Raw genomic sequence first — 25,768 nt, 5'->3', positions numbered from 1 at the left:
AATTCTGAGTGATGATTATTTATAAAATGCATTGTAAATGCAAACAATTACTATTATTGTTCGTTTCTTTGCTGCTTTTTATACACAAAATTTTCACAAATAATTAAAGGGAGGTGTGTTTTGAGGTTTTCTGCAACCGCTGTGGCAGTTCTATCTGTCCTATCAAATGGCGCTTTGGCTCAATCAGATATTCGAGATTCAGCACAAACAGAAGTGATTGTCGTTACAGGACAAAAAATTGCTCGCTCTACTCAAGACACTAAGGAAAGTGTGGCAGTCGTAACCGATCAAGATATAGAAAGGTACGAGCTACAAGATCTCAATGATATCTACGCTTTTTCTGCCAATGTTTATGACATGGGTTCTGGTGAAGTGTTTGGTATTCGTGGGGTATCGCAAAATTCTGCATCAACCGGTGGTGGCACTGGTGAAATGGGCAGTCTTTATATTGATGGTGTTGCTTACACTGGCTATGCGAGCCGTTTTTTAGCGAAAGATGTTTGGGATGTTGAACAAGTTGAAGTGTTGCGTGGTCCCCAGTCCACTAACGTGGGACGAAATGCCCTTATCGGTGCTGTCGTCGTTGAATCTAAAAAGCCTGAACTTGGTTATTATGACGCTGTGATGAGAGTTGGAGCCGGTAACTACGGGCGTAAAGTTCTTGATGGTATGTTCAATGCCCCTGTTGGTGATGATGCGGCTTTGAGAGTTACTGGACAGTTCCATGAATCTGATGGGTTTATGAAAAATGCAACTTTAGGTAATGATGATTTCGATGCTCGTGAGAATCACAACATCCGAGCACAATTGTTGATCGAACCAAGTGACCAGTGGAGCCTAAATCTCATGGCTCAGTTTGCTAAGTCAGATCGTGGGCAAGACATTTATTATGTGAATCCAGCCAATGGATATCCACTAGATAGCCGAACATCTTATGATGATGTGGTAGCTCGAGAGAATTATGACGGCTTTACGGCTGCGATCGATTTTACGTATTACTTAACAGATCAGTGGACGCTAAGCTCAATCACATCTTATTTAGGTGGTGATTACATTCGAACAGACGATAGTGACAGAATACCAGGAGTAACGGGTAATCAAGTGGACAGGACTGTTGAGGATAAGAATATTGCTCAAGAAGTCCGTTTCAATTTTGAAGGTCAAGATACAAGAGGTGTCGCGGGCATCTATTTGACTCAGGTTGAACAAAAAATTGCTACCGATAGATTACAACTCGTAGGTATACACCCGTTGATCTCTGCAGGTTTAAATCAAATGGGCGCGGGAGCTTTGGAAGGGGCTATTCTTCCTCTTTACATGGAGAATGCGCAGATTGATGACAGTATCGCTTATGATAAAACTGTTCAGAATATGGCGTTCTTCACGGAATGGGATCATGATATCGCTTCTGCTTGGACTGCTTCTGCTGGTTTCCGTTATGACTATGAGAAGAGTGAAATTGCGCCATCTCAGCAATCGCGAAGTGTTGTTGGCGGGCTAAACTTACCAGATGCTGCAGGCGCAGGCGCTGCCATTGATTCGGCTACTGGGTTACCAGCGGGCACTGGTGCGGCGATTGTGTCTTCGATTAACAATAACCTTAACTCTTACGTAGGTGTTTCTAATCAAGCAAAGCAAGAGACTTCTTATCACGCGCTGCTTCCGCAGGTTGGGTTAACTTATAATGTAAACCAAGATGCATCGATTAGTACTTTTTACAAACGTGGGTACCGTTCAGGCGGTACAGACATCGATGGTACGGGTACATCTCGAAGTTTTGACCCTGAACACTTAGATAACTTCGAGCTGGCGATACGTACTGCTTGGTTAGATGGTGATTTAATTTCTAATGCTAATATTTATTACGGTGATTGGAAGAATCAGCAAGTAGATGTTTGCCCTGATGGAAACTCAGTTAACTGCTATACAGAAAATGCAGGTGAGTCGGAGATTTACGGTTTAGAATTTGAGAACGTCTACCTGTTTAATGAAGACCTGTCGCTATTTGCAAATGTGGGTTTTGCTAAAACGAAATTCAAAGATTATGTGGGAGCACAAGGGGATCTTTCAGGTAACCAATTCGCATTTAGTCCTGAATATACGGGTTCACTAGGGGCTAATTATTTCTTTACTGAACGTGTCTACTCTACATTTAGCGTGGATTATGTTGACGAGATGTACGGCGATCAAGCGAATAATGAGCTTTATAAGTCCGATGCTCGCACGATTTACAACGTAACCGCAGGTTACCTTGGGGATAACTTTAAAGTAGATGCTTATGTGAAAAACTTAACTGATGAGTTTTATATTAATGGTAACTACTCTGACTACCTTGATAACCAGAATATTCGAGCGGGAGCGCCAAGAGAGTTTGGTGCTAACCTAACAATATACATGTAGTATAAGACCTATCATCAACGGAGAGTGCACGGGTATTTCGCCCTCTCTGCTTGGTGATTTATATTCAGCTTTGTACTTATTTCTTCAGCTTAGTACTCATAGCCAGTGTCTATGTAGCTCTGTTCATGGATAGCTAACTTCTTATTCAGCTAGAGCTGACTTTTTACCTAATCATTTACTCTTCAACATCAAATACAATATTACCCTGCAAGACAGTCATTAAGATGTTCGTATTTGCAATATCATCGGCAGACAAGTGGGTAATATTTTGCTCTAAGATAGCAAAATCAGCAGATTTTCCTACGTCGATAGAACCTGTAATGTCTTCTATTCCAAGGCTTATAGCTGCGTTGATAGTGTATGCATCAATAGCGGCCTTTATATTAGGTAATCCTGTACTTCCCATTCTTATACTGTTTGCGATACCTATAAGTGGGTTTAACTCATGGACATTCCAGTCACTACTTAATGTGAGGTTAGCCCCTGTATCAAAGATAGCTTTAAGGTTCATTAATGCGTTTGATCTCTTTGCTCCTAAGAATAGTTTAGCCCACGGGTGGTCGTGTTCGACAATGTATTCAGATCCTACTTGGAAGTCTGCTGTAACATTTAAATTCGCAAAGCGATGGATATCGTCTGGATCTATAAGCTCGATATGGGTAAGCGTGTACGACTTCGATGCCCCGTTGCTACGAGCATGTTCTACCGCGTTAAGCGATTCACGAACAGCCCCGTCTCCAATAGCATGAATATGTGCGCTATAACCAATTTTATCCAATGCAGTCAGCCAAGTTTTCATTTGAGTAGGCGGAATATAATTAATGCCGTAAGGCTCATCTGGTATGTAAGTCTCTAAATACGGTGCCAGAGTTTTTGCGGTACCATTGATCGTAATACCATCGCTATACATTTTTACCTGATCGATTAGGAGTAGGCGAGATGTATCACTTGATTGAATTTTTTCCAGATAGACTAATTGGGGATTCATGGAGTCAGCAGGGTAAATCCATGGACGTAGGGATACTCGAGCCGTTAAGTTACCGTCTTGTTCCGCTTGTTTCCATACTTCATACCAACCGCGTTTCCAATAGAGCCGACCATCACCAATAGTCGTAATTCCGTATGATGCTGACTCTTCAAGACCAGCTATTAAGCCGTCATAACTTTGATCAAATTGACCTTCTAGGCTGTTCCATGCCATTTCCATAACGATATCGCCAGCATTATCAAATAAGATGCCGTTAAGCTCACCGCTATCTGGATCTTTGATAATCTTTCCACCTTGAGGCTCGGGTGAATCTTTGGTGATAGCTGCAAGTTCAAGAGCGGCAGAATTGACCCACATTGAATGAGAAGTCTGTTCCATGAGCACAACAGGGCGAGTAGGAAAAATGTTGTCGATTACCTCTAGTGGAGTTTGAGTATTATTTTCATTGATTATGGCATCTAACGAAAAACCATAGCCTATTAACCAGCCTTTAGACTGACTTTTTCTACTACAAGCTTTTAAGTAAGGGATTTGATCTTCAAGTGAGGCGTCCATATGCAGCTCACAGTTACCGCCGGCCTCAGAAACAGCTTCAAATACATGGTTATGGTTATCAATAAACCCCGGCATGACATACGCTTTTTCAAGGTCTATCACTTCAGTATTTTTATTACTATACATTTTTGTGTCTGTAGCTTTACCTATAAATAGGACATTTCCATCATGAATGGCAATCGCATCGGCGTTCTCATGACCGTGAATTTGTGCGTTTGTAAAGATCATATCGGCTTCATCGAAAGCCAAAGTATGCGAGCTCATTATTAAACTCGCTACCAGAATTAGAGAGGAAGTTCGGTTCATCGTTACTCCTTCGGTTCCCACCGTCATTATGAATATAGTAAAGGTATGAACCTTAACCCATGGCGTTTTTGGTTCGTAATTCGCACACTTTATTAGAGTAAAAGCTCTGTCACATTCTGTAGATGACCTGTTGAGATATATATGAAACGAAACAATTGAGTGTCAACAACAAGATGAGTTGATGCAGGTCTAACAACGCCCCGTGATGAATAAAGGGGATAAATTACTTTGGTGAAAAATGAAAAAATTTGCGATTATTGCCTCTTCAACATTACTCTGCTCATGTGCCATCTTGGGACCTCAATCATATAAGGCACCGGAGACAGGGAAAACGGCAACCCTAACATTAAGAAATCAATCCTCACTAGAGGCTCACATGACCTTCTTCAGAGAATATGAATTCTGTGCAGGCAGAAGTGAAGGGATCAAAACACCGCCTAATGGAAAGAACACATATAAAATTAGTGCAGAAACACCTTTATCCATCAATATAACTATATCTGACTATTATACTTCATGCGGTGGCTTCTTAACTTTTCCAACCGAAGATAATCATTCTTATACTATGGAAATAAATGAGACTGTTGGAGGGTGTAGTACACAAATTTATGATTTAGTGTCTGGAGAAAAGACTGCAGTACCGTTTAAAAAGCGGAAAAGTAACATTTTCATGTTAAATGGAGACAGTGAATTTTGCAGTGATTAATTCGATGGTTTAACGAATACTGATTATCGTTGGCTGCCCGCGACAATCAGCAAATGATTCGTTGTCTACTTTAGGGCAGAAAACGACAAAGAATAGCTGTCGTGTATTAGTTAACGGATGCCTGGCAGTGTTTGCAGTTGCTGCTGTTTTTCGAAGATAAATTCAATAAACGTTGATAGTTTTTTTGATTTATTTCTCGCTTCATGGAATACAAGATAAAAAACGTTCCAATCAGGCCAAAGAGCTTCACAAACTGGCACAATTTCCCCATTACTAATGGCAGAATTCGCATCAAAACAAGGGACATAAATGATTCCTAACCCTGCTTTTGCGGCTTTCACAGCTTGCTTGGGGGATTCAAGTAACAAGTCGGAATTAGGGTAAATCGTCAGCTGTTTATTATCTTGCTGAACTAACCATGGTAATCCCTTACCTTTCACACCAATGTTAACTACCTTGTGTTTTTGTAACCACTCTAAATCGTGATTACTACCGTGCTCTTTTATCCACGAAGGCGAGGCATAAATGCCGTATTGCAACTCGAACAACCGTCGCTGTTTCAGATCTGAATTGGACAGTGGTCCCTGACGAAACGCAATATCTATCCCGTCATCGTAAAAATCTAGATTTTCATTGCTACCAACTAATTCGATATTGAGTTTTGGGTAAAGGGATTTAAATTCAATGACCCAGTCACTGAGTGGCCAATCAACAAATTGTAATGGAGCGGTGATGCGCAATGTGCCAGAGACCTGTGACTGGTTATCTTGCCAATCTTTTAGGGATTGATAACCCAACTCGAGTGGCTTTGTTAGAGCTAAATACTCAGTCCCAGATTGAGTTAACTGCATACTTCGCGTGTTCCTAACCAATAATGTGACACCTAATTGAGCCTCAAGATTGGCGATACGCCGGCTGACGGTACTTGTCGGCACTCCCAACGCGATAGCAGCTTTCGAGAAAGAACCCGTTTTAACAACGGTTGAAAACCATAAGCTAGCTTCAAGATCCATATTTATCCCATTTTTGGCAAGCAGGCTCTCACTTTATCCTACTAATGATTTTAATCAATGATGTTTATGATTAGTGAACCATTAAGAAGGAGTATTACTATGTTAAAAACAATTGCTGTAATTGGCGCCACTGGCATGCTTGGTTTACCGGTAGCAAAAGCATTCGCTCATGCTGGTTATACGGTTCGTATCATTTCCAGAGATTCATCTAAAGCTAGAGAGTTATTCCAAGGTTCGCAATTTGAATTTATGGAAGCAGACCTATTTGACCATGATAGCTTGAGTGTAGCTCTGGAGCAGGTAGAAGCTATTCATATCAACCTTAGTGGTAATAGCCCTGAGACTTATCGCCGTAATCACATTGAAGGAACAAAACATATTCTTCGAGCTGTGGATAAATCGTCCATACAGTTAATAACGATGATTTCAACCGCAACAGCGTATCCCCAAAATAGTTTTAGAATCGATACGCAGGCAAAGCTAGAAGCAGAAAACTTATTAAAGAACAGTGGCATTCCTTACATGACATATTTGCCAAGTTGGTTCTTCGAGACTCTACATTTATTAGTTGACCAAGAGACAGTGACCACAATGTGCAACTCAACGAAACCAATTCATTGGCTAAGCGCAGATGATTACGCAAAGGCCGTTGTTCAAAGTTACACATTGCCTAGCTTATACAATAAGCGTTTAACACTGCTGGGGCCGGAAGCTATCACAATAACCGAGGCTGCTGATATATATGCACAATCAAAAAAACTATCCAGGCAGCATATGATTGAAAGTGATGCTTGGGCTTACGCCAAAGAGCTGGGTGATGACACTCTACTTGATGCCGTTGATTTATTATTGTACACCGAAAAAGTTGGAGAAAAACCAGATCTTGTTACTCTGGAGCATCCACTGACTTCCTCAACCAGCCTATCCGAATGGTTAAAGGTAAATTAAATCTCGGTGGAAAAAGGCTCCTAACAATTAGGGGCTTTCATTGTTAAATAGAAAAATTTCTTGCACCATAAACATCAATAAAGAGCTATAAAGTTCATTTCCATTTTAGACATGGGTTGCTTCATTGCCCTAGCTTCATTCCATGTTTTATTCTGATTGAAGGCACTATGATTGTATGAGTGATAGAACACGAAAAAAACTAGAGAAAGCTCTACTGTTTATAGAAAAAAATATAGAAGAGAAAATATCGGCAGAACAAATAGCTGAACATGCGATGTTGTCACCTTTCCATTTTCAACGTCTCTTCAGTGCTCATTTAGGTGAGTCCGTTGGTCAGTATGTATTACACCGTCGCTTAGAATTGGCTGCAGATAGTCTATCAACCCAACCAACACTTGGTGTACTCGATATTGCGCTGAAATCAGGTTTCGAAACTCACAGTGCATTCTCGCGGGCATTTCGTCAGCATTTTCAGGTGAGCCCTAGTGAGTTTCGTTCTCACCCTGAGCACATTCGAATAGGGTTGGATGAATCACGTCCTTTCCTAAATACTATTGCCGCAAAGAACTTGTCACCAAAGGTTGAGCTTAAAACTTTACCGACCTTGTTTTATCAATACAGTGCAACGTCTGGAACGATCAATGGAACGTTTCTGACCCAAGCTCTACGAGATGTTTCGAAGGAATTCCAGCGATTAAGTCAAGAGCCACAGTTGTATGGTTTAGTGAGTGCTTTTCCTTCCAGCCCACAAAGTCTTAACGATGAACATGCCCAAGTTCTGTACGGTGCACTTTTTTATGAACCGAAGGATCATTTGCATACACCATATTCAAGTCGAATTGAGCAGGGGTTATGGGCTGTATTTGAACACATAGGTCACTACGATTACCTTTATCAGACGTGGAACCATGCTTTTCGCTCTTGGCTACAAAGCTCAGGCTATGAGCTCAGAGATGCTCTTCCTTTTGAGCTATATTTGACCTCCCCAGAAAATACTCCCCCACAAAACTGGGTAACACACATATATGTGCCGCTAAAAGCTAGCTGAGATTAAACGGCGAAAAGATAGCAGAGATTGAACAGCGAAAAAGTGCGTTTGCTGGTGCAATAGATTGTAGATAACACACAAGGGAGTATCTATGACTATTCACCATATGACGGCTATTGAGGCTTGCAAAGCGCTAAAGAAAAGAAGTATCACCGCTCAAGAAATCAAGACACACTTACTAAGTCGAGTTTCCTTACTCGATGATGAAATGGGCGCTTTTATTTATCAAGATCAAACCGCAGCGTTAGATAACACCGAGTTACTAGCCGGTCTTCCCATAAGCTTTAAAGACCAGTTCCATATAGAGAATCTACCTTGTAGTTTTGGTCTTAATAAAACCATACACAGTGATATCACAGCGCCTATTGCAGAAAAGCTGTTTGCCCAAGGTGCTACCTTACTTGGTAAAACTAGCCTTCCGCCTTTAGCCATGGATTTTCAAACGAACAACCCAATACGTGGTTTTTGTAAAAATCCGTGGAACCCCGATTACACGGTTGGAGGCAGTAGTGGAGGCGGTGCGGCCGCAGTTGCGACCGGGATGAGCTTCGTTGATATTGGTACTGATTTGTCTGGTTCGTTAAGGATACCTGCAAGCTTCTGTGGTGTTTATAGTTTATTACCGAGTGAAGGTGCAGTAAGCAGCGATGGAATGCTGTTAACCCCAACATTGTCTCTAAATCATTTTGCACGGCCAGGTCCAATAGCTAGGCAAGCAAAAGACTTAGCTTTAATGTGGCGAGCACTCAGTGGTGAACATGAATCTAGTATTCCAAAAAGGTTGAATTTGGCTTATTGGCTCGAAGCTGATGACGTGCCGCTGGATGCTGATATTCAGGATCTAATAACTCAAATGATGGCCTGCTGGCAACAAAAAGGTCATCAATGCGTCAAAGCTAAACCCAAGAATTTCTGCTTCAAAAAGTCTTGGGAAACATTCGGACGCATAATGGGTGATGAAACGTCGGCATTCATGAACCCTTTGACACGATGGTTGAGCTTACTCTTCGGAAACCAGAGTCGAAAGCGTTCCCCGAACTTTCTTAATAATGTAATGAAGGGTTATCGTAGAAACCCAAATGAATATACAAGCGCACTGAAAGACAGAGAAGAAACGCTTCTAGACTGTCATGATTTTTTTAAAAATATTGATGCTTGGATATTACCTGTCACTTGCTGTACCGCGTTTAAACACATGGCACCTACATCTGAGCATGGTCCTAGTCGTGATTATAGAGAACCAATAATGGTCAATGGTTTAGAGGTGAATTACTTTGATGCTCTCACCGCTTTTACTACACCAGTCAGTCTGATAGGTCATCCCGTTGTAACCATTCCAATAGGTTTAGACCGAAATGGGCTCCCCATCGGAATTCAAATAGTCGGGCGCATGAACAAAGAATCAGAATTGATATCAATTGCAGAAGAGTTATCAAAGCATACTCAAATCCCTGACTGTCCGGTCTTCTGATATGCCTTCTATTAAATGAAGGTTTTTAAAAATCATGAGTTCACAGTGGTGTGAATTTTATTGTTAAACAACAACTAACAGGTGTTATATGCAGTATGAGGTTGATGTTAAGTCGGAACATAGCGCATTGTTTTTATTGTTGAGAAACATATTAATTGAAGACTATAAGTTGCTCGAAACAAGAAAACAGCGAATAACCAGTTACTCAGACCCTTGCGGTGGAGTTTGCCATATGAGGACCACGAAAAATGGCGTTGATATCGGTTTCTTAAAAGGCGTCCACATGGTTGATACCTATAATCAACTGACAGGTACTGGAAAGGTGATGCGAGTTCTACCTATTAAAACGGTGGAGCTAAAAGTAATTACTCACTACCTTACTCAAGCTATAGACATCAATAGAGCAACTCGGTGATGTTCGATTTTTGGCTAGAAATGAGCTGCCGTAAGCCAAGTTATCTGCCTATGTTCATGGGGACATGCTAAAGGGTCTATGCTCATGGTTTGTGTGCATAGACCAATTTCTATCACTGGCGCTGGTGGGATAGTTTTTAGTCAGACCATTTTGTTTAGAACTAAACATCTAGATTCAGTCAGCGAACAAAGTTGCGAATAGGAGAGTCGAGATCATCCAACGGAACATGTCGTCGCAGAAATGTTGTGCCTTCGACTAACTAATACGAACTGATCCTGTCCATCCAAAATGACGGGAGTAGTCTTGGGCAGGATCTCAAACCACCAGGTACCCATATCGCTAATCTATTGCTTTCGAGTTTGTTAATGCTATTTAGCCCGACTAAAAGTAATGCTTGTCAGAATGCAGAACTCGACCCCAGTACTGTTCTATTCATTCTCTGATACAGCTTTGCCAATCAATTGACCTCGATATTGGGTCATCCAGTTAGCGAGTGAATCGAGAGTTGGTTTTAATGTAATTCCCAAATCAGTCACACGATATTCAACTCTGGGAGGCATCTCTGGATAGACTTTTCTACTAACAAGCCCAAGGCTTTCAAAAGCACGTAATTGCTTTGTTAATTCCTTTTGCGTGATAGGACCTATTGCTCTTTGTAACTCGCCAAAACGTATTACATCATTCGTGACAATCAAGCGGTATAAAATTGGGATTGCCCATTTTCCTGAAACAATATTTACGAAGTCGACCATTGGGCATGAAGACTTATTGTCTATAAATTTATTTTTATTTATTTCCTTAGTATCCATTTGGTACCTACTGTGCAATTGAAACTGTTTAGCAAATAATGCCCTCCGATTACGTAAAAAACAACAGGAGATATGATGTCATTAAGATTACAGAATAAGTATGCCTTAATCACCGGAGGTACCGCAGGTATCGGATTGGAAACGGCAAAGCAGTTTCGCTTAGAAGGAGCGTGCGTTGCAATAACAGGACGTGGAGAAGAAGGGCTAATAAAAGCAAAGCAGGAGTTAGGGGATAGTACCATCTTTATTCAAAATGATTCTTCTGATGTCCATCAGCAATACAAGTTAGCCGAAACGATTAAATCTGTATTTCCGAGGCTTGATGTACTTTATATCAATGCTGGCGATGTAACACACAAATCACTCGAAGAATGGGATGAGGAAGGTTTTGATCGTGTAATCAATACAAACTTAAAAGGTCCTTTCTTTCTAATTCGCTCATTATTACCAATATTATCTGACTCAGCCTCTATCATCCTATGTGGAAGCGTTTCAGCCCAAATAGGTCTACCGAAAAGTAGTGTTTATTCTGCAAGTAAAGCCGGACTAATCTCCCTTGCCAGAACATTATCTGGGGAACTAAAACATCTAGGTATTCGAGTTAACACACTGAGTCCAGGACCAACGCAGACAGAGGCTTTTGATAAATTTGGTTTGCCTGATTGTGAGAAAGTAGCTTTGATTAATCAAGTTAAAGAGTTAGTCCCGCTAAAGCGTTTGGGAACACCACTAGAATTGGCAAAAGCGGCCGTTTTTCTCGCCTCTGACGAATCCGCCTATATGCTTGGTTCTGAATTACTGATTGATGGCGGCGTAGGGAATTTATAAGTGTTTTGTGGTGAAATCTTGCGGTGAAAAAATAGATTTGACCACAGCTTTCGATGTTTTCCATACCTATTTTTATCCAACAATACCCTGACTTTTACCCGCGGCACTTTCCTGCTAGAAAGTGCCCCCAAGCTTGCTAGGTAAGAAAAAGCAACTGTTATGCATTTAGCAATTTTGTTCTATCTTCACTATCACTTGCTCTCTATACTTTCATTATGTTTCCACTAAATAGGTTGAGTCTGTAAGCATGCAAGAACAATTTAGCTATCAAAAAAGTGCGCACACTAAAGGATTGTGTTCATTTTCGGCAAAGATCAAAGACTTTAGCTACGGTAAACATGCCCATGAAGAGTTCAGTATCGGTGTGACATGCCGTGGCCGTCAGGACTTTTTTAGTAATGGAACTTTTCATAAAAGTCAGGCAGGAAACGTGATCTTTTTTAATCCAGAACAGGTTCATGATGGGCATGCTGGAGGTGGAAAAGATATGGAGTATGAAATGGTCTACATACCTGAATCGACAATGATGAGTTTGATGCAAAGCATAGGTAATGTATCTAAAGATCAGTCTCTATTGAAAGTATCATCTTTCCATGATGCGGTTTTGCAAAAACAGATCATTTCAATTGCACGCTTTATGAACTTAGAGCAGCCACTTTCTTCACTAGAAGAAGAGCATCTGTTACTCGGCATCGCTCATTCGATTGTTCGTCTTGGCGATGGCTCTTTTATTGATAAGGTAGCTTATGGGCGAACAGATAAACTATTGGAGCAAGCAAAGGAGTTTATTCACTTCAACCTTAATCGAAAACTAGGTATTGAAGAGATTTCAAGCGCTGCCAATATGTCTAAATATCATTTCATTCGACTGTTTAACAAACAGTTTGGCATGACGCCACATCAGTATGTACTTAGCTATAAAATCAATCGTGTAAAACGCGAATTAGAACTAGGTGACAATGCAGCGAATATTGCTTTTAAGTACGGTTTTTCCGATTTAAGTCATCTTAATCGTAACTTTAAGAATACGTTTGGCATCACGCCGACCCAATACCAAAGACAACTCTCGCTTTAGACTCAACTAAAGCATCTACCAAAAGATAAAATCTATGCTGGACATAATTATTTATGCTCTAGGGGTCATGTACACCCCAGGGCCAGTCAATGCTATCTGCTTAAACAGTGGCATACAGAAACAAAATTCGATATTTGGTTTTAGTCTCGGTGTCTCGATCGCCATGTTTGCATTATTCAGTGCTGTTTCGCTGATTGGTGAAACATTAATGAATTATGCTGTCTTACAATGGACAGCAATACTGGGTGCTATCTACATTCTTTGGTTGGCATACAAAATATTCTTAAGCCAAGTGGGTAAGGTTGAATTAAAGCCAAGCCAAAGCATGAATCTTCGAGACGGTTTGATGCTTCAGCTTCTTAATCCGAAAGGCATTACGGTTGCATTGCCTATTGCAACAGTTCAATTTCCATCAGCAGGTATTACGGGCGGGTACATCTTTGTATGGTGCGCTATTTTGGCACTACTTGCGTTTGGTGCACCTACTGTTTATTACATTGCTGGACGTCTTATTGGCAAAAAGATAAACGAAACTGACTATTTAGTTGTAATGAATAAGCTAATGGCAGTGTTATTACTGTTTGTTGGCTTAAAGATGGGTGTACCGCCTGTCATTGATTTAGTGTTCTGATTAATAAGAGGTTATATGCGATTTGATTCTAAGTTTGTCATTGTTGTGGCAGAGGATTTACCAGTATGGCAGAAATTGAATGTTGTAAGTTTTTTATCTGGTGGCATCACTTCGACATCAGCGGTTAAGACTGGAGAACGATATGTGGATGGGAGTGACAACACCTACCTACCACTTTGTATTCAGCCAACAATAGTACTTAAAGTGAAGAGAAGTAAACTGCCTACTTTTATCCAACGCGCTAATCGTGCAAACATTGAAACTGCAATATTCATCGAAGATATGTTCGCAACAGGTCATGATGAAGCTAATCGAAGAACCGTTCGTTACTATGGTACGGAAAGCTTACCCTTAGTCGGGATTGCTATGTATGCAGAGAAAAAATTAGTGGATAAAGTGGTCAAAGGTGCGAAGCTTCACGATTAGGGTTGAAGTGATTATATCTGTAATAACACAAACCTAGGATAACGAGCCAGAGAAAAGTCTGGCTCATTTTTGTCCAGATTCGTGCTGATGGGTTAGATCATCGTAACGCAGATCTGCCCCATTGTTGGCTAGACCTTTTACTCATTACATCCTGTTCATGGGCGTTTGCCATACTCAATTTTATCCGAAATAATTGATTTTTAATTGGTCAACCATAAAATCCCTTAGTTATTAAAATTTGAAATACGACAATTTAGCGCCTAACAAGTACTATGTATCCGTACACAAAAAAGATTTAACTACAGGGAGAAGAAGAGTATGAGAGGTCGTATTTCTGGAAGTAGTTCTGATACCGCCGAGCTACTGATGGGGATCAAAGGATCTGCTAGACGCATTCGGTTTGACTCAAGGAGGGACCGATTTAATATCCCCCACAGTCTAAAAACTAGTATTCGTAGAGACTTAAATGCCAACTATATTAAGGTCAATGGTGAGAATATCGCTATTGCAACGCAGTACCCTTACCATCACCAGTTGGAAGCACATTTACAGTTATTGGTAGATAATAGAACCCCAGTATTAGTGGTGCTAGCAAGTAATAAAGATGTTGTAGAGGATCAAATGCCTGACTACTTTTCTGTTTCAGGTATCTATGGGGCTATAACGGCGACTTCAACTTTAACTGGTAAAGTGGATCTTACCGATTCGATTGAAGCTAAAACTTACAACCTCGATATAGATGGTTATCAAACAAACTTAACAGTACCAGTGATACACGTTCATAATTGGCCAGATCACCACACAATCACCCCAGCGAATACAGAAAAGCTGATTATCATGATTGAGTCGGTATTGCTGGAAAGGAGAAGTTTTTATACTAAGCGCAAGAGTCGTGCGGTCGATGACCCAGATAAACTACTACCGATAGTACACTGTCGAGCTGGTGTTGGAAGAACTGGGCTAACAATTGCTGCAATGGCAATGCGTAAACACCCTAAGCTAAGTTTGGCTTCAATCACCAAAGATTTGAGAGTGTCACGCAACGACTACATGATACAAACTACTATTCAGATGGAGACACTTGTGCAAATTGGTCTTGAAACTAAAAATAAGGACTTTGGTGTTGAGTAGCCTGCACTATATGTCGAATGGTCTACGCCTTTGATGCTGGACATAAAGTTAACGATTTTCCATACCTGTCTTTATTAATAAATTTATAATTTAGGAAATTCGCTGACAAACTTTTGTCCGATAATTTCTCAGGTTGAATTTTTACCCGTGGCACTTTCTAGCTCGAAAGTGCCCCAAAGTGAGTTCGTCCAAGAGGAGAAAACCTGGCTCTATGCATAAGGAACGGACAATCGAGATGCCCCCACAAACCTAGGTGGAATGCTTATTCTTCAACATTAGCGCGCTTTTGGAGATAACAATCGCTCTACAATAGCAACTAATGACCGTACTTTTATTAACTTAAGTTCCTTGCCTAACGAGTATGTAAAGGTTAGACAGATAGTGCGAAATAAAAAGGACCTGCCATGTGGCAGGCCAAATCCCTGTGGAGCAAGTTATGGGCGATAAATTCAAGTCAGAACTTGAATAAGGGGGGAGGTCGACCTAGGCTGCGATTTCTTTGGCAGGCTTGATTTGAGAAGTCATATTCAAGCTTAGTAAGCGACAGGCGTTAACTTCTCCCATGCCTTCTATAGAATCTAACTGAGTCATTAATATTGATGAGATTTGAGCTTCTTGAGCTTTCTGGTTTAAGCATTCTACTACCTGCGATGCGAGTTCGACTTTGGCTCCTTCCGCTTTGAAGTACAAGGGTTCAACCCCTCGTAAGATTGTCATTTGTGCAAGCAACGCTGGATTATCGCTAAGAGCCCAAATCTTAGCCTTACTCTGACAGCGAGACATTAACAGCGGAGTTTTTCCCTGTTTGGTTAGAATCGCAACGCCAAGATCTTGATGAGCGCGAGAAGCTGAAATCATCGATGAAAGCGCAAAGCTTTTACCTGGGTTAGAACATAAATGTTGAAGGGTATCCCAGCAGTCATGGTTACATTCGAGTTCGTGTTCTGCGCCTTCTGCGATACGAACCATAGCTTCGACTGCTTCGATAGGGTATTTACCCGCCGCGGATTCGGCTGAGAGCATCACGGCGTCTGTACCATCAATAATCGCATTTGCCACGTCTAACACTTCTGCTCGAGTAGGAAGTGGGTTATCGATCATTGATTCCAACATTTGTGTTGCGGTGATCACTGGTTTACCCCAATACTTAGAGCGGTTTATTAGTGATTTTTGAACCATAGGTAATCGCGCGTCACCAATCTCTACGCCTAAATCGCCGCGAGCAACCATTATGATATCTGATGCGATAATCACGTCATCCATGGCTTCTTTGGTTGCCACGACTTCTGCACGTTCCACTTTTGCGACGATCTTGGCATCGCAACCTGCTTTACGCGCTAAGCTACGAGCGTATTCGATATCTTGTGCATTACGAGGGAAAGAAATAGCAAGGAAGTCGGCACGGATTTTCGCTGCGGTTTCAATGTCTTGAACGTCCTTAGCGGTAAGGGCCGGTGCAGAAAGACCGCCACCTAATAAGTTGATGCCTTTACGGTTAGATAATTTACCGCTATTCAATACCGTAGTTTTTATCCATTGCTCGTTAGTATCCACTTGGTTAATTTTCAGCTGAATGCGGCCATCATCCAGCAGCAGAATATCGTCTTTATTTACATCTTGAATGAGCTCTGGATAATCAAGGCCAATTATCTCTTGGTTACCTACGTGTGCATCGAGTGTTCCGCTCAGCGTGAATGTGTCGCCTTGATTGAGTTGAACTGCATCATTTTCGAAACAAGAAATACGAATCTTAGGACCTTGTAAATCAACAAGTACACCAACATAAGTGTCAAGTTCAGCCGCGATTTCACGAACCAAGTGTGCACGTGCGATGTGCTCTTGCGCTGTTCCATGTGAAAAATTTAGCCTGACTATGTTAGCGCCTGCTCGAATTAATTTAGTCAGTGTTTCACGGCTTTCACTTGCTGGACCTAGCGTGGCCACAATTTTGGTTTTACACATTTATCACCTCAATCGACACATAAAAAAGAAAATAGAAATAAGGGGTCTATCAATTTCGTAAGCACTCTTTGCAAAAGAACTTAAGAAAATGGAGAGCGTCAGAAAATAGTGAAGTAAGCGGGAGTTGCCTCCCGCTTTTGTGATGAATTACTAACTAGGGCGAACCTCTAGTTCTGTTTCTTTAGCTGGGTTGATATCAACCACTTTCTTCGCATTCCAAACCGTCAAAGCAAGAAGAAGAGAAACTACACCAGCGGCTAGCCAGAAGTATTGTGCTTGCGAGAAGTCGTATTTGGCTACGCCATCAACCTCAGTGATTTTGATAAGAGAAGCTGATACTAACTCTTGACCAGAAGCTGCGATGTAAGAGAACAGTCCGATAAAGCCTTTAACTGCACCTACGGCATTTTTAGGCATTAAGTCACATGCAGTTAAACCAGCAAGGAAAACAACCAGACCACCAATAGCGAAACCAATCAAACCTAGTGCAACAGCGTCAACAATGCGGTGGTCTGGGCCGAAGAACATCAAACACATACCGCCAATGTTTGCCAATCCGTAAAGTAGAGTAGGAATGTGGCGGTTAGAGTTGAACAGCTTGTCAGAGACAATGCCCGATAGTATTGCACCTGCGAGACCTGCAATAGGGTAGGTGGACATTGCAAAACCAGCATCGAGTAACGAGTAACCTTTTACTTCTTGAAGATAAAGAACAGCCCAAGAAGACATAGCGTAGCGAGAGATATACATCGCCGCGCACGCTGCAGCAATTAACCAAACAGTCGGTTGCTTCATGATGAACATTTGAGCGCGACGAGTTTCTTTCGGGTCGTTCTTTTTCTTCATCTCAGTCGCTTCATCAAACGCCGTAGCGGCATCTGGCAAACCATAAGTTTGTGGGCGATCTTTTAGGATGAAGAACATACATAGTGCTGCGGCAATCGCTGCGATACCTGCACCGATAAAACCAGCGCGCCAGCCAAAGTAGCTCACTAGAGATGCCGTTAAGATCCAAGTAATACCTTCACCGATGTTACGTGAACCACCCCAGACAGAATATCGACTACCACGTTGCTTTGGTGAGAACCATTGGAACAGGGACACACAAGAAGGAGCTGAACCAACAGATTGGAACCAACCGTTCAAACCCCACAGTAGAATGAAGAAGAGGGCCGTTGTATTTAAACCCATGAATACTGCCGTGATGCCTGACAGTAGCAATGAGAACGACATAAATCGGCCAATGTTGGCGTAGTCAGAAAGGAAGCCGTTCGAGAACTTACCAATTGCGTAAGTGAAGAAAAAAGCCGAACCCATGATGCCGAGTTCTTCGATGGTTACGATGCCTGCATCCAGCATTGGTTTTTTAACAACGCCTAAACTCATACGTACTACGTAGAAGACTGCGTAACCAAAAACCAAGCCTAAAAATACCTGCCATTGGTAGCGTTTGAAACGCGCCTGCATCTCCTCTTTCGAGCCATCTGAAAGAGGGAGGTCAGGACGTGATTTAAAGAAATTAAACATGTTGCACTCCAAGTTTTAATTACAAATGTTTTGTTGCAGGGGCATCTTGAAGTGACAGATTGCACAGTACAAAGGTATGAATTTGAGGCAGAATTGACTCATATTGATATTTAGGCTGAGTCAAAAACGGGAATTTAGAACGGTAGGCTGCTACTTGTTACTGATAGAATATACGTAGTTTAGGTTGAAGTGCGTCAATACTGACTCAAACATACTCTGTAAGATTTTTAACGATCTTTAATAGATTTGAGTTACCGCACATTATTTAAGGTTTTTGGTTAATCTGATGGCTGATTTAAAGCAATTAGGGCGTCGTTTACTTCTGAGTGCTGCTCTTTATACACCACTCACAATCGCAGCAGATAAAGAGCTGGTAATACTCACTACTTTTTCTCAAGCTCCAATAATTGCTTTGGTGGATGACTTTACGCAGCATTATCCTGATGCGGAAGTCAGAATAGTGCACCGTCGTACTCAATCGAGTCTGCAACTGCTAAGCAAAAGCTATATGAAGGATATCGACTTGGTATTGAGCTCATCTCCATTTTTGATGAAAGAGCTTTCTAACGAGCATCGATTAGTTGATATGCCATCTAACGTGCAAGTTCCGAAATGGTTATCTGCCTATTTATTGCCGAATAAAGAGCAAGTTGTTGCGTTTGGGTACTCCGGGGCTGGGATTGTTTGGAACAAAGATTATTTAGCCGCAAACCATTTGCCAGAACCGAAGTGGTTTCAAGATCTGACAAACCCTCTGTACTTTGGACATGTCACCATGAGTACACCAAGTCGTTCAGGAACAACTCAGCTGATGGTTGAGAGTGTACTTAGTCGATATGGTTGGAAAGAGGGCTGGCGTATATTACTCAACGTAGGAGCGAATTTGGCGACGATTTCATCTCGCAGCTTCGGGGTTGCGGATTATATAGTCAAAGGCAAGTTAGGTATTGGACCAACAATTGACAGCTATGCATTGATTGCCCAGCGTAAATTTGACTATGTCGGTTTTGCTTATGATCAAGACTTTACGCTAATGCCCACTTACATTGCTCAAATAAATCGTGGTGAGAGCGACAAGTTGGCAGAAGCCTTTGTTGCGCATTTACTTTCAAAAGAAGTTCAAGAGCAAATGGAAAGCAGCGCAATTTCAAAAACGGCCCTCTATGATACGGCTCGATACAGTGGTGATAACCCAGTGCTCGACCTAAAACAGGTAATGCCGAGAGAAGCACTGATCAATTTGATTTTTGATACCGCGATTACTAAGCGTCTTCCAGAATTACAAGACGCTTGGCTCACCCTCATTAAACTCAATCTGCTGGTTGGAGATAGTCCTGAACAACAGTGCTCACTCAAGACGATCGAGAAGCAGTTGTTTGAACTACCACTGAGCGAAGAGAAAATAACTACCATTGCCCAAAATTTGGCGACAATGGATAAAGACTCCGAAGTTGGAATGACGCACTACCAAGCCTTGTTGGCGGAGTTTTCTCATGAATTGGGGCGCGCGATGTCGGAAAAGTTGGACAACGTAAATCAACAATTGGCTCACTGTCGGGGGCAAGGGAAGTAGTGTTATACCCGAAATATAAAACCATTGGGGCTCGTTTAGTTGTAGCTTTCGCTTGCAGTACGCTTTTACTCACGGTGGTGTGTGTGGTTGCTTGGGCTACTTGGAACAGTTTAGACAATCAGGTGAGGACTTTGCTGGAAGATAGCGTGCCCAAATACAACGCCAGCTATTTCCTCGAAAGCAAAACGAGTGAAATAAACCGACGCGTTGCAGCGCTTCAAGTCGTTGATAACAAAGTACAGCTGAATGAACAAGCTATACAGGTGAATGAGGAGCTAGCTTCAATTTCAACGGTTCTAAAAAGCAATAGAATGAATTCGGAGTTCTATCAGTTGCTTGAATCGGAAGCAGGACTTACCTCGTTACTGGCAAAATATGTCGATCTGATTTCCACACGAATTGATCAAAATCGGCGTGTCGATCAACTGATGGAACAAATTAACTGGCTCCACCAAGATATTCGCTCCGAGCTCAAACCTCTTCGCCAAGAAGTGCATTGGCAGATTGAGCGGGCAAACGATTCAAAAGATATTCAAAGTTTGTTGGCTAAACTGAGTACATTACAAAAGGTTATTGACGTTGAATCGGCTGTGTATGACATGGCCATTGACGTTTCAGGAGCCTCAATGTCAGAGCAGGTCGATAATGGTATGAAAGTGATTTACTTTCGCCTGTTGGATCTTCAAGAAAGCAGCACAATGTTAATGAACCAACCAACCTCAATAGCTTACAAACAGTTGCTGCAAGAACTCGTAGTGGTGTTGAGTCCTGATGGTGAGTTCGAAAAACAACTTATGTCACTGGTGAAATTAAACGGTGGCATCAAAAAGATGCAAGACCAGATTGCACTAAGTATGGATGCCATCCATCATCAAATCGCAGAATTGGTTCTTACCGCCGACCACACGTTCAAACAAGTAAAAACGGAGACTGCCGAGCGTGTGTCATATGGTAATCACGTTTTGCTCGTTTGCTTCAGCATCTCGATCATGACAAGTATGTTCTTGACGTATTACTTTATCAACCGCCGAATTGTGGCGCGTTTGATAGGACTGGGTGACAGTATTGATGCCATCATCAAAAATGACCTAAATCATCCAGTTGTGGTGGACGGGAATGATGAAATCGGACGCTTGAGTGAAAAGCTCATCGAATATGGTGAAAAGGTACAGGAAATTCAGCGTACTAATGCCTTGAGTTTAATCAACAATACCACGGCGAGTTTGATCACAAGCGACCTCAACGGAGTAGTGGAGTCTGCAAACTTAAGTGCGCGTAAGTTATTGAAACTTCGTGAAGTAAACGAAAGTTGCTCGATTTGGGAATATTTCCCAGAAAGCTGCCGAGAACAGCTAAAAAAGGTATTCGCTCGCTCGCACTTGTGGATTGAACTTGGAAAAGTTCATGTGACCTTGTCACTTGGAGGAGATCAGCCTAAATACGTACGTTTCGATATTCGCCCTTTTGCCCACGGAGCCGAATACAAACTTATCATGACTATCACTGATGTGACTCATCAAGAAGTTGCTACGCGAACATTGGAAAGTCGAGTGTTAGAAAAAACGCAAGACCTATTGCTGAAGAACCAGCAGCTAGAAAACGAAATCGAAGAGCGAATTCGAACTGAAGACAATCTTAAAAAAACACAAGATGAACTCATTCAAGCTGCAAAAATGGCGGTTGTAGGCCAAACCATGACGAGCTTAGCGCATGAACTTAACCAGCCACTAAATGCGATGTCGACGTATTTGTACAGCGCGAGAATGTTTGTTCAACAAGACAACCCAGATAAGGTCAGCGAGTCGATCACACATATCGAGGGCTTAACGACTCGGATGACCAAGATTATCAACAGTTTGCGCCAGTTCGCACGGAAGCCAGTCGGTGAGAGTGAAGCAAAGCCTGTATCTATTCATGAAGTCGCGGAGCAAGCGTCGACCATCGTGAATACGCGTGCAAAACGTCAACAGATCACGATAGAAAATAGGCTACCTGATGACGTGAAAGTTCAAGGCGATATGTTGGCGTTAGAACAGATTTTCATAAATGTCTTAGTAAATGGCTGCGATGCGCTAATGGAAAGCACAAGAGAAGATAAAAAACGAATTAAAATGGAATTGGTGGACCGGAGTAAGCAAACCACACTGGTTGCGATCAGTGACAATGCTGTTGGTTTCGGAGAAGAGATTGTGCCACGGATTTTTCAGCCTTTTGTTTCGACAAAAGAGGTTGGGTTAGGGCTAGGAATGAATATTTGTAAATCATTAATAGAAAAGCATAAAGGAAATATCTACCTTGCTTCCTCACTAGAAAAAGGTGCGATGGTTGTGTTGGAGTTACCTAATGATCAATAACCAGTATTCAGTATTATTAGTCGATGATGATCAAGATGTTTTGGATTCATATTCTTACCTAATGAACATCTCATCGATAAAGTCGAAGGCCATTAACGACCCAACACAAGCGTTGCAATACGTCTCTCCTGAGTGGGTGGGCGTTGTGATTCTAGACATGTATATGCCACAGATGCATGGTTTAGAACTGCTGAAACTGATTAAAAATGTTGATGAGCGAATACCCGTTATTGTGATTACTGGGCACGGCGATATTCCGATAGCTGTGGATGCTGTGAAGCAAGGTGCGTGTGAGTTTTTAGAGAAGCCGATTAATCCTGCGGATTTATTAACATTGGTTAAGCACCAGCTTGAAACTCGCACTGGTCAGGTAGAGTTCCAGCGTCAGGCAGAGAAGTCCATTTCACGTTCACTAATTGGTAACTCCGCGCATATGGAGCAGATCCGAAAATATGTCGCGCAATACGCTTTGTTGGACACGCACTTGGTAGTTTATGGCGAGTCAGGTACAGGGCGTCACAGTGTCGCTGGGATCATCAAAGATATGATGACGAAGAACGAAGAGATAGGATATATCACTCTTGCGCTCAGCAACACCACGACAATGAAGTGTATTGATGATGCGACTAACAAGCAGGAGCCGAGTGTGCTTGTGTTAGATAACTTACCAGAATTGCCTGAAGAGGTGCAACGGCATTTGGCTCAGTTGCTGCTGGCGCGTGAGCGTTGTGGTAAAAAAAATCTGCGTGTAGTGACAATTTTTGAGTCCGAGCCGGAAGAGTACATCACTAAGAATCAATTGTTGCCAGAATTATACTATCTGCTTAACCAGGGAGTGGTTCACGTGCCTCCTTTGCGCCAGCGGCCAGATGATATCGTCGCGATATTTCATTATTTCTTGAAATTAAGTTGTAAGAAACTAGGTAAAGCACTGCCAAATGTAGACTCTAACTATCTCGCTCTTTTGAGAAGTTACCCTTGGCCAGGCAATATCCGTGAACTGCGAAACATTGCTGAGTTGTATGCCATCGGGATTGTTAAGCTGACAGGTAAAGAGCGTATCTACTCACAAAATGATATTCAGCTTCCATTAGCAGAGTTGGTAGACGATTTCGAAAAGCAACTCATAGAAGATGCGCTGTTTTTGCATTCTGGGCGAGTTACCGATGCCGCTAATCATCTGCAAATACCCCGAAAAAAGCTGTACTTGAGAATGAAAAAGCACGGAATAGAAAAAGGCAATTACAAGTCGAGATAATAGAAATGTTTGAGAACTGCACCATTAGAATCAGGCACTTTTTATGTCATTTAACTAGTGATGAAAACTAATGTGACGCATAGGTGATGACATTTTAGGGCGTGTTGATCTTTGCTATATATTTCATGTTCAGCAATACATCGGTAGCCACATTAACATAAATACCAGCGATAACATGCTGGTATAAATCCTTTCTATCTTGTCATATCTACTTGAAATGGCTAGATAATGCTTAATTCTCGCAAAGGCATTTTCGATCAAGTGACGATACTTGTATAGACACCAATCCATACTGCCTTTGTCTATATATTGTCCGTAATTGCGTTTAGCAATTACCGTTTCTCCGCCACGTTCCTTAACAAAAGCACGAAAAGGTTCGCTGTCATACCCTTTATCACAAACCATGGTATTAACTTCATCAAGTTGCTCAACTAAACTTTCGACATGCACTATATCGTGGCGTTGACCTTCTGATAAATCAAAGCAAATCGGCAGGCCACCACTATCCACAGTTAAATGAATTTTGGTTGAATTACCACCACGACTTTTTCCTATTTGCTCTGAGATTTCAGTAGCTGCACCTGTGCTATGCTGATACGCTCGAACTATAGAGCCATCCAGAAAGAGCTACTCAAAGTTAGCCATGCTAGATAAGTCCATAAAAATCCTATCTAAAGTCCCTTTTTTTGACCAAAAATTAAATCACCTGTAAACGGTACTCCACTCTCCGAACTCAGGTGGCAGATCTCGCCAAGGAATACCTGTTCTCATTCGATAAAGTATTCCTTCAAATGTCATTCGATGTTCAGTTTTATCGTAAATACGACCTGTATTTTTCATAAGTCGAAGTAGTAGTTCCCATCGAATATCAGTTAATATTGTTCTTGGTATGGTATTGGTTATGGTTTTACTTTTGGCAAAGCAAATTATAACTCTTTACTATGCTGTTTAAAAAACAATCACGAAAGATCAACACGCCCTAGCTCTTGAAACTCAATAAAGGCATGATCTAGAGGTAAACTCCAAAGTCATAGTTTTATATAAAAGCGTTCTAAATGCCATTTCTCAGGATTCACAATAGCGCTAGTCCTTAGATTGTGCAGTCTGACCTGATTAGTGCAAGTAATCCGTAAATCTATATTTTTGAACAACACCTAACTCATAAATGTCCAAAACCTTGTTACGTTTCTAATACGTTACAGTTAGTGAGCTAGTTTCGAGACACAAAAAAATAATGCGTGTCAAAACTCAAGACCTGCCCCTTTTTTATACGTGATGCAGGCGTCACTCGCTTAAGTCAACATCACTATACCGTGCATTAATACCACGCTGGAGGTTAATCTGGTTCGCATGTCAAAATAGCCGTCGGGACCTTCACTTTGGTTCTCTTCTCTCATTGACCTTTCCGCTCGCCAAACCGCAATGTAGCCTAGGAGCAGAATCAGAGTGGTGAGAAACTCTTGCTGTTCACCGAGCAGAGCCGCTAGCCAAGCTGCCAACACAATAACATTACTCAGAATTAGAGCCTTGTTACTAGATTGGTTTCCGAAGTTCTCTATTCCATTCCCCCACAAGATACCCGACAAAAAGCTCAATATAACCACGCTATAGGTGATGAAGAACGTTTCGCCGCTCAAGCTAAAGAGTTGGCTGTCGGTGAGCGATAACAATAGGCCGAATAAAAGGGGATTAAACCCATGTAACCGAGCTTGACCATGGTGTTGCGTGTTTGAGTTGTCTCCATGCAACCTGACCTCATAATTGCTGCTCTATTGCATTTTTGAGGGTAGTACTGGTTGGCGATGTAGAACTCGGGAAGGTTGCTATCACTTTGCCTTCTTTGCTGACCAAGAACTTGTAGAAATTCCATTTCGGTTTAATACCAGCTTGTTGTTGGATCTCGGCAAAGACTGGATTTGCGCCTGGTCCAGAGAGTGATGCACGCGCCATCATCGGAAAGGTTACACCATAATCTAGGTAGCAGACTTTAGCAGATTGCTCCTCGCTTCCTCTGTCTTGGCGAAAGTCATTACTTGGAAAACCAACAACCGTGAAACCTTTCTTTTTGTAGGTTTGGTGAAGCTGCTCAAGTTGCTCGAACTGAGAAGTGAAACCGCACTGACTTGCCGTATTGACAATCAATAAAGTTTTACCTTGAAATTCTTCACACAGTTCAATCTCTTCATTTGAATTTAACAGCCTTTGTTTGCCGTTAAGTATCTCAGGGCAGCTTGCTGAAAAGGCGAATGAACTTGTTAGGCTCGCGATTAGGGTGGTGGAGCACAGTAGCGAATATTTCATAGGTCTGACTCATTTTAGTTGGCGTAGTTATTGTTACGGTTGA

At 41.7% G+C, this 25,768-nt stretch carries 20 protein-coding genes and 2 pseudogenes; 14 read left to right on the top strand and 8 right to left on the bottom strand.

What is annotated here, in order from left to right:
- Nucleotides 1-120: 120 nt before the first annotated feature.
- The gene (locus tag OCU78_RS09350; protein ID WP_167494009.1) at nucleotides 121-2,400 is read left to right on the top strand and encodes a TonB-dependent receptor; all 2,280 of its coding nucleotides are present in this window, start codon (nucleotides 121-123) and stop codon (nucleotides 2,398-2,400) included.
- Between the two features lie 175 nt (nucleotides 2,401-2,575).
- On the opposite strand, the gene OCU78_RS09345 is transcribed toward OCU78_RS09350, so the two are convergent.
- Nucleotides 2,576-4,249 carry an amidohydrolase gene (locus OCU78_RS09345; protein WP_137372840.1) on the bottom strand — a complete coding sequence of 558 codons (1,674 nt, stop codon included), beginning with the start codon at nucleotides 4,247-4,249 and terminating at the stop codon, nucleotides 2,576-2,578.
- 238 nt (nucleotides 4,250-4,487) lie between these two features.
- Between OCU78_RS09345 and OCU78_RS09340 the strand changes: the two genes are divergently transcribed.
- Nucleotides 4,488-4,955 (top strand): hypothetical protein, encoded by a 468-nt coding sequence (locus tag OCU78_RS09340; protein ID WP_137372841.1) that lies wholly within the window; start codon nucleotides 4,488-4,490, stop codon nucleotides 4,953-4,955.
- Nucleotides 4,956-5,065: 110 nt separating this feature from the next.
- Here OCU78_RS09340 and OCU78_RS09335 read toward each other — a convergent pair whose 3' ends face one another.
- Complete coding sequence (locus OCU78_RS09335) at nucleotides 5,066-5,968, bottom strand: LysR family transcriptional regulator (RefSeq protein WP_137372842.1); 903 nt, start codon at nucleotides 5,966-5,968, stop codon at nucleotides 5,066-5,068.
- A 99-nt stretch (nucleotides 5,969-6,067) separates the two neighbouring features.
- Here OCU78_RS09335 and OCU78_RS09330 point away from each other — a divergent pair, with 99 nt between their 5' ends.
- The 4 genes from OCU78_RS09330 to OCU78_RS09315 all read left to right on the top strand — a co-directional run bounded on the left by OCU78_RS09330 (nucleotide 6,068) and on the right by OCU78_RS09315 (nucleotide 9,850).
- Entirely contained in the window at nucleotides 6,068-6,916 is an 849-nt protein-coding gene (locus OCU78_RS09330) for an SDR family oxidoreductase (RefSeq protein ID WP_137372843.1), read from the top strand.
- A 175-nt stretch (nucleotides 6,917-7,091) separates the two neighbouring features.
- Nucleotides 7,092-7,964, top strand: a complete 873-nt coding sequence (locus OCU78_RS09325) for an AraC family transcriptional regulator (protein ID WP_137372844.1) — start codon at nucleotides 7,092-7,094, stop codon at nucleotides 7,962-7,964.
- Nucleotides 7,965-8,055: 91 nt separating this feature from the next.
- Entirely contained in the window at nucleotides 8,056-9,435 is a 1,380-nt protein-coding gene (locus OCU78_RS09320; protein WP_137372845.1) for an amidase, read from the top strand.
- A 232-nt stretch (nucleotides 9,436-9,667) separates the two neighbouring features.
- Nucleotides 9,668-9,850, top strand: a complete 183-nt coding sequence (locus OCU78_RS09315) for a hypothetical protein (RefSeq protein ID WP_240701721.1) — start codon at nucleotides 9,668-9,670, stop codon at nucleotides 9,848-9,850.
- 428 nt (nucleotides 9,851-10,278) lie between these two features.
- Here OCU78_RS09315 and OCU78_RS09310 read toward each other — a convergent pair whose 3' ends face one another.
- The gene (locus OCU78_RS09310; RefSeq protein WP_137372847.1) at nucleotides 10,279-10,659 is read right to left on the bottom strand and encodes a winged helix-turn-helix transcriptional regulator; all 381 of its coding nucleotides are present in this window, start codon (nucleotides 10,657-10,659) and stop codon (nucleotides 10,279-10,281) included.
- Between the two features lie 72 nt (nucleotides 10,660-10,731).
- On the opposite strand from OCU78_RS09310, the gene OCU78_RS09305 reads away from it, so the two are divergent.
- The 5 genes from OCU78_RS09305 to OCU78_RS09285 all read left to right on the top strand — a co-directional run bounded on the left by OCU78_RS09305 (nucleotide 10,732) and on the right by OCU78_RS09285 (nucleotide 14,750).
- Nucleotides 10,732-11,487: an SDR family oxidoreductase gene (locus tag OCU78_RS09305; protein WP_206383699.1), complete on the top strand. Its 756-nt coding sequence runs from the start codon at nucleotides 10,732-10,734 to the stop codon at nucleotides 11,485-11,487.
- A gap of 247 nt (nucleotides 11,488-11,734) precedes the next feature.
- Nucleotides 11,735-12,562, top strand: a complete 828-nt coding sequence (locus tag OCU78_RS09300; protein ID WP_137372849.1) for an AraC family transcriptional regulator — start codon at nucleotides 11,735-11,737, stop codon at nucleotides 12,560-12,562.
- A gap of 34 nt (nucleotides 12,563-12,596) precedes the next feature.
- The gene (locus OCU78_RS09295) at nucleotides 12,597-13,193 is read left to right on the top strand and encodes a LysE family translocator (RefSeq protein WP_137372850.1); all 597 of its coding nucleotides are present in this window, start codon (nucleotides 12,597-12,599) and stop codon (nucleotides 13,191-13,193) included.
- 15 nt (nucleotides 13,194-13,208) lie between these two features.
- Nucleotides 13,209-13,619, top strand: a complete 411-nt coding sequence (locus tag OCU78_RS09290; RefSeq protein WP_137372851.1) for a DUF2000 family protein — start codon at nucleotides 13,209-13,211, stop codon at nucleotides 13,617-13,619.
- A gap of 318 nt (nucleotides 13,620-13,937) precedes the next feature.
- On the top strand, nucleotides 13,938-14,750 hold the full coding sequence (locus OCU78_RS09285; protein ID WP_137372852.1) for a protein-tyrosine phosphatase family protein: 813 nt from the start codon (nucleotides 13,938-13,940) through the stop codon (nucleotides 14,748-14,750).
- A gap of 483 nt (nucleotides 14,751-15,233) precedes the next feature.
- Here the strand turns inward: OCU78_RS09285 and pyk are convergent, their stop codons facing one another.
- Together pyk and OCU78_RS09275 are read right to left on the bottom strand one after the other, a co-directional pair.
- Nucleotides 15,234-16,712 (bottom strand): pyruvate kinase, encoded by a 1,479-nt coding sequence (gene pyk, locus OCU78_RS09280; protein WP_137372853.1) that lies wholly within the window; start codon nucleotides 16,710-16,712, stop codon nucleotides 15,234-15,236.
- A gap of 150 nt (nucleotides 16,713-16,862) precedes the next feature.
- The gene (locus tag OCU78_RS09275; RefSeq protein ID WP_137372854.1) at nucleotides 16,863-18,239 is read right to left on the bottom strand and encodes an MFS transporter; all 1,377 of its coding nucleotides are present in this window, start codon (nucleotides 18,237-18,239) and stop codon (nucleotides 16,863-16,865) included.
- 286 nt (nucleotides 18,240-18,525) lie between these two features.
- On the opposite strand from OCU78_RS09275, the gene OCU78_RS09270 reads away from it, so the two are divergent.
- Genes OCU78_RS09270 through OCU78_RS09260 form a run of 3 tightly spaced genes read left to right on the top strand, consistent with a single transcriptional unit; the run spans nucleotide 18,526 to nucleotide 23,424 of the window.
- A complete protein-coding gene (locus OCU78_RS09270) occupies nucleotides 18,526-19,812 on the top strand; it encodes an ABC transporter substrate-binding protein (RefSeq protein WP_167494010.1) in 1,287 nt (428 codons plus the stop codon).
- A complete protein-coding gene (locus tag OCU78_RS09265) occupies nucleotides 19,812-22,166 on the top strand; it encodes an ATP-binding protein (protein WP_167494011.1) in 2,355 nt (784 codons plus the stop codon). Before OCU78_RS09270 ends, OCU78_RS09265 begins: the two co-directional genes overlap by 1 nt.
- Complete coding sequence (locus tag OCU78_RS09260; protein ID WP_137373283.1) at nucleotides 22,156-23,424, top strand: sigma-54-dependent transcriptional regulator; 1,269 nt, start codon at nucleotides 22,156-22,158, stop codon at nucleotides 23,422-23,424. The genes OCU78_RS09265 and OCU78_RS09260 overlap by 11 nt, the downstream gene beginning before the upstream one ends.
- Nucleotides 23,425-23,553: 129 nt before the next feature.
- On the opposite strand, the pseudogene OCU78_RS09255 reads toward OCU78_RS09260, so the two are convergent.
- From OCU78_RS09255 to OCU78_RS09245, 3 genes and pseudogenes are all read right to left on the bottom strand, one after another.
- Nucleotides 23,554-24,315: pseudogene (locus OCU78_RS09255) on the bottom strand (IS5 family transposase).
- Between the two features lie 401 nt (nucleotides 24,316-24,716).
- Nucleotides 24,717-25,183, bottom strand: a pseudogene (locus OCU78_RS09250) (DUF3429 domain-containing protein).
- Complete coding sequence (locus OCU78_RS09245; RefSeq protein WP_137372857.1) at nucleotides 25,180-25,725, bottom strand: glutathione peroxidase; 546 nt, start codon at nucleotides 25,723-25,725, stop codon at nucleotides 25,180-25,182. Before OCU78_RS09245 ends, OCU78_RS09250 begins: the two are co-directional and overlap by 4 nt.
- Nucleotides 25,726-25,768 lie beyond the last annotated feature (43 nt).

Origin of the sequence: Vibrio gallaecicus (genome assembly GCF_024347495.1) — a bacterium.
Lineage (GTDB): Bacteria > Pseudomonadota > Gammaproteobacteria > Enterobacterales > Vibrionaceae > Vibrio > Vibrio gallaecicus.
The sequence above is the reverse complement of the archived record's forward strand: the minus strand, read 5'-3'. Positions and strand labels throughout refer to the sequence as shown.